Source organism: Aeromicrobium sp. (genome assembly GCF_050700635.1).
Taxonomy (GTDB): domain Bacteria; phylum Actinomycetota; class Actinomycetes; order Propionibacteriales; family Nocardioidaceae; genus Aeromicrobium.
In genome coordinates this window covers 1-5,717 of record NZ_JBOHDT010000179.1, presented here as the reverse complement: position 1 = coordinate 5,717, position 5,717 = coordinate 1, and the positions used below count along the sequence as shown (strand labels likewise).

Genomic DNA, 5,717 nt, shown 5'->3' with positions numbered 1-5,717 from the left:
AACCCCCTGCTTGCAAAGCAGGTGCGCTACCAATTGCGCCACAGCCCCTGGATCGGTCAGACGGTGTCGCTGGCCTTCGCCCACGGATCGGCGGGGGGCGCGGTCTTCGACCGTCCCATCGCCCATGCCAACCCTGCGGCAGCGGCGACGAGCACGATGATCTTCTTCATGGAAACTCCCTTGTTCGGTGGGCCTAAGAGGACTTGAACCTCTGACCTCTTCCTTATCAGGGAAGCGCTCTAACCAAGCTGAGCTATAGGCCCGCAACAGCGCGCAACGTTACCGTACGGCGCGGCGGTGGAACGAATCGGATCAGTCGTCGCTGAAGGTGACTTCGAGGCCGCCGAGAAGCTCCGACGCGAGGTTGTACAGATGGGCGCCGATCGTGGCCAGAGCCGTCATCAAGATGACGTTGATGGCCGACAGGACGAGCGTGAGTCCGACCAGCCGGCCGAACCCCAGGTAGTCGGTGATGTCGAAGTTTCCGCTGTCGTCGCTGAGCACCGACGTGACGCTGTCGTTGATCTGGTCCCACACCCCGGTGACGTTGAGGACGACCCAGAAGATCGACACCGCGACGACCGCGACGATCATCATCGCCACCGACACGACGAAGGCCAGACGGGTGACCGACCACGGCTCGACGTGCACGAGTCGCAGGCTAGCCCGTCGGCCTGACTGCGAAGATGGGGGCTTCGGTTGTGGTTGCGGTTCCGGACGGGCGGTCTTCGCCGCCAGGCGTTCGTTCTTGGGGCCTTCCTTGACCGGCGGGATCACGGCCGTGGAGGCCGCGGACTTGCCGGACGTCTTGGCGTTGACCGGCTCCACGAGGTGCGGCTTCTTGGCCGCCTTCGGGGGCGCCACCTGCCCGACCGGCTTCTTCGCCGGCGCCGGTTGGGTGCGGAAGTCGCGGTCGTCCTTGCTCACTAGCTCTGCACCTCTGGCTGCGTCTCGGGCTGGTCGGGTTCGGGCTGCGTCTCGTCCGTCGGGATCTCGGCGTTACGGGCGATGGTGACCACGCGGTCGTCTCCCTTGAACTTGACGAAGCTCACTCCCATCGTGCCACGTCCCTTCGCAGGCACACCCGCAACGAGACTTCTCGTGATCTGTCCGCCCTCGGTGACGGAGATGACGTCGTCGGTGTCGTTGAGCACCAGTCCGCCCACCAGGATTCCGCGCTTCTCGGTGATCTGCATCGCCTTGATGCCGATACCGCCGCGGCCCTGCAGCCGGTACTGGTCGATGGTGGTCTTCTTGGCGAAACCACCGTCGGTGACCGTGAACACGTAGAGCATCTCGTCGGAGGGGACGTCCTCGGTGTCCAGCTCGGCGTGCCGCGCACGGATGACCGTCATCGAGAGCAGGGCGTCCTCGGAGCGGAACTTCATGCCGGTGACGCCCGACGTGGCCCGCCCCATCGGCCGCAGCTGAGTGTCGTCAGCGCGGAACCTGATGGCCTGTGCCTTCTTGGAGATGAGCAGCAGGTCGTCCTCGGCGCGCACCAGCTCGGCGCCGATCAGCTCGTCGTCGTCGGTGCGGAAGTTGATGGCGATGACGCCGGCCTGACGCGGGCTGTTGAAGTCGTTGAGCCGGGTCTTCTTGACCAGGCCCTTCTTGGTGGCGAGCACGAGGTACGGAGCCTGGTCGTAGTCGCGGATCGCCAGCACCTGCGCGATGTCCTCGTCGGGCTGGAAGGACAGCAGTCCGGCGACATGACCGCCCTTCGCGTCGCGACCGCCCTCTGGCAGCTGGTATGCCTTCGTGCGGTAGACGCGACCGGCCGTGGTGAAGAACAGGATCCAGTGGTGGCTGGTGGTCGGGAACAGGTGCTCGACGAAGTCGCCGTCGCGCAGCTGAGCGCCGCGCACCCCCTTGCCGCCGCGATTCTGCACTCGGTACAGGTCGGTGCGGGTGCGCTTGGCGTAGCCGCCGCGGGTGATGGTGACGACGACCTCCTCGTCGGGAATGAGGTCCTCCATCGACAGGTCGCCGTCGGCCGCGATGATCTGGCTGCGACGGTCCTCCCCGTACTTCTCGACGATCGCGGCGAGCTCCTCGCCCACGATCGAGCGCTGTCGTTCCTCGCTGGCGAGGATGGCCTTGTACTCGGCGATCTCGGTCTCGAGCTTGGCGAGGGCGTCGATGATCTTCTGACGCTCTAGGGCCGCGAGCTGACGCAGCTGCATCTGCAGGATCGCGTTGGCCTGCACCTCGTCGATGTCGAGCAGCCCGATGAGCCCGGTGCGTGCCTCGTCGACGGTGGGGCTGCGCCGGATCAGGGCGATGACCTCGTCGAGTGCGTCGAGCGCCTTGACCAGGCCGCGGTAGATGTGGGCCTGCTCCTCCGCCTTGCGCAGGCGGTACTCGGTACGTCGGCGGATGACCTCGATCTGGTGGTGGATCCAGTTGACGATGAAGCCGTCGAGGGTGAGCGTGCGCGGGACGTCATCGACGAGCGCGAGCATGTTGGCGCTGAAGTTCGTCTGCAGCTCGGTGTGCTTGTAGAGGTTGTTGAGCACCACCCGCGCCACGGCGTCGCGCTTGAGCACGATGACGAGGCGCCGGCCGGTGCGCGAGCTGGAGTCGTCGCGCACGTCGGCGATGCCCTGGACCCGGCCGGAGTCGGCGAGCTCTGCGATCTTGATGGCGAGATTGTCGGGGTTGACCTGGTAGGGCAGCTCGGTGACGACGAGGCTGATGCGTCCCTTGGTGTCCTCCTCGATCGAGACGACCGCCCGCATCGTGACCGAGCCACGGCCGGAGCGGTACATGTCCTCGATGCCGTGGGTGCCGACGATCAGTCCGGACGTCGGGAAGTCGGGGCCCTTGACGCGCTCGAGGAGTGCTTCGAGCAGCTCCTCGCGGCCGGCCTCGGGGTGCTCCAGCGCCCACTGCACGCCTTCGGCGACCTCGCGCAGGTTGTGCGGCGGGATGTTGGTGGCCATGCCGACGGCGATGCCGGCCGAACCGTTGACCAGCAGGTTCGGGATACGCGCCGGCAGAACGGCGGGCTCCTGCGAGCGGCCGTCGTAGTTGGGCTTGAAGTCGACGGTCTCCTCGTCGATGTCGCGCACCATCTCCATGGCGATGGGTGCAAGCTTGCACTCGGTGTAGCGCATCGCGGCTGCGCCGTCGTTGCCCGGAGAGCCGAAGTTGCCCTGACCGGACACCATCGGCGCACGCATAACCCACGGCTGAGCGAGCCGGACGAGGGTGTCGTAGATGGCGGTGTCGCCGTGCGGGTGGTACTGGCCCATGACGTCACCGACGATGCGGCTGCACTTGCTGAACCCACGGTCGGGGCGGTAACCACCGTCGTACATCGCGTAGAGCACGCGCCGGTGCACCGGCTTCAGTCCGTCGCGCACGTCGGGCAGCGCGCGGGAGACGATGACGCTCATGGCGTAGTCGATGTACGAGCGCTGCATCTCGACCTGCAGCTCGACTGGTTCGATCCGGTCGCGTTCGATCGGTGTTTCGGTCACTGGTCAGTGGCTCCTGGTTCGGGGTCGGACTAGATGTCGAGGAAGCGGACGTCCTTGGCATTGCGCTGGATGAAGTGACGCCGCTGCTCGACGTCCTCGCCCATGAGGATGGTGAACATCTCGTCGGCCATGGCGGCGTCCTCGAGCGTCACCTGGCGAAGGATGCGAGCGTCGGGATCCATGGTGGTGTCCCAGAGCTCGTGGTCGTTCATCTCGCCGAGACCCTTGTAGCGCTGCACCGGCGCCTCCTTGGGCAGCCGGCGACTGGCCTCCTTGCCGGCAGCGAGCAGCGCGTCACGCTCACGGTCGGAGTAGGCGAGCTCGTGCGACGCGTTCGTCCACTTGATCTTGTACAGCGGCGGCTGGGCCAGGTAGACGTATCCGCCGTCGATGAGCGGCTTCATGAAGCGGAACAGCAGCGTGAGCAGCAGTGTGGAGATGTGCTGGCCGTCGACGTCGGCGTCGGCCATCAGCACGATCTTGTGGTAGCGCAGCTTGTCGATGTCGAAGTCTTCCTGCACGCCGGTGCCGAGCGCGGAGATGATCGCCTGCACCTCGGCGTTCTGCAGGATCTTGTCGATGCGCGCCTTCTCGACGTTGAGGATCTTGCCGCGCAGCGGGAGGATCGCCTGGGTGCGCGGATCGCGGCCACCCTTGGCCGAGCCGCCGGCGGAGTTGCCCTCGACGACGAAGATCTCGCACTCCTCCGGGTCGCGCGACTGGCAGTCGGACAGCTTGCCGGGCAGACCGCCGCCGCCGAGCAGGCCCTTGCGATTGCGGGCCAGCTCCTTGGCCTTGCGGGCGGCCATGCGCGCGGTGGCGGCGTCGATGGACTTGCGGACGATGGTCTTGCCTTCGGACGGGTTGCGCTCGAACCAGGCGGCGAGCTCGTCGTAGAGCATCGTCTGCACGAACGAACGGGCCTCGGTGTTGCCGAGCTTCGTCTTCGTCTGACCCTCGAACTGCGGATTGGCCAGCTTGACCGACACGATGGCGGTGAGGCCCTCGCGGATGTCGTCGCCGGTGAGCGCGTCCTCCTTCTTCTTGATGAGGCCCTGCAGCTCGGCGAAGCGGTTGACCGTGCGCGTGAGCGCGGTGCGGAAGCCCTCCTCGTGCGTGCCGCCCTCGTGGGTGTTGATGGTGTTGGCGAAGGTGTGCACCGACTCGGCGTAGCTGACGTTCCACTGCATGGCGATCTCGAGCGACATCCCGTCGCCCACCGCCTCGCGCTCGAGGGCGATCACCCCTCGGTGCAGCGGCGACTTGGCGCCGGAGTTTATGTGGTCGACGTAGTCGACCAGCCCGCCGTCGTAGCGGAAGGAGGCCGTGCGCTCGACGTCGTCGATGCCCTCGGCGTCGGCCGGGTGGTCGCGCTCGTCACGCAGCACGAGCTCGAGGCCCTTGTTGAGGAAGGCCATCTCGCGGAACCGGGTCTTGAGCGTCTCGTAGGAGTAGTTGGTGGTCTCGAAGATCGTGTCGCTGGCGTAGAAGGTGGTGGTGGTACCCGTCTCCTTGGTCTTCTCGTGACGCTCGAGCGGAGCGTCCGGGTCGCCGTAGCTGAAGCTCTGGGTCCACCGGTATCCGTCGCGCTTGATGTCGACGTGCAGGCGTGAGCTGAGCGCGTTGACCACGGAGACGCCCACGCCGTGCAGACCACCGGACACCTTGTAGCCGCCGCCGCCGAACTTGCCACCGGCGTGCAGCGAGGTGAGCACGAGGGTGACCGCGGGCATCTTCTCGACCGGGTGTTCGTCGACGGGGATGCCGCGCCCGTTGTCGACGACCCGCACGCCGCCGTCGGCGCACAGCGTAACCTCGATGTGGGTGGCGTGGCCGGCGAGGGCCTCGTCGACCGAGTTGTCGACGACCTCGTAGACCAGGTGGTGCAGCCCACGCTCGCCGGTGGAGCCGATATACATGCCGGGACGTTTGCGGACGGCCTCCAGACCCTCGAGCAACTGGATGTCGCTGGCGTCGTAAGTGGGGCTGTCGGGAGTGGCTGCTGGATCCGGCGTTTGGGTCACCAAACCAGTCTACGGGGCCATTCTGTGCGTCTCAGCCACCATGGGCCTGTGTCGAACGGTGTGGAGAGGCGCTCAGATGCCCTTGAGCGCCTCAGGAGCAGGTCTGAGACGTACTCGTGGGCCTTTCCTCATGTCCGGGTACGTCCCAACAGACCCCAAGCGCTCAGATCGGCGCCCCGGCCGACGATCGGTGGCGACGTGCCCGAGT

3 protein-coding genes and 1 tRNA gene are annotated in these 5,717 nt (G+C 66.5%); all 4 read right to left on the bottom strand.

Annotated features, from left to right (window positions below; translation table 11 throughout):
* Positions 1-188: 188 nt before the first annotated feature.
* Positions 189-263 (bottom strand) — tRNA-Ile (locus ACRDPN_RS14275).
* Between the two features lie 49 nt (positions 264-312).
* Entirely contained in the window at positions 313-927 is a 615-nt protein-coding gene (locus ACRDPN_RS14270; protein WP_431449228.1) for a DUF3566 domain-containing protein, read from the bottom strand.
* On the bottom strand, positions 927-3,485 hold the full coding sequence (gene gyrA / locus ACRDPN_RS14265) for a DNA gyrase subunit A (protein WP_431449226.1): 2,559 nt from the start codon (positions 3,483-3,485) through the stop codon (positions 927-929). Before gyrA ends, ACRDPN_RS14270 begins: the two co-directional genes overlap by 1 nt.
* Positions 3,486-3,514: 29 nt before the next feature.
* Positions 3,515-5,509, bottom strand: coding sequence for a DNA topoisomerase (ATP-hydrolyzing) subunit B (gene gyrB, locus ACRDPN_RS14260; protein WP_431449224.1), 1,995 nt, complete (start codon positions 5,507-5,509; stop codon positions 3,515-3,517).
* Positions 5,510-5,717 lie beyond the last annotated feature (208 nt).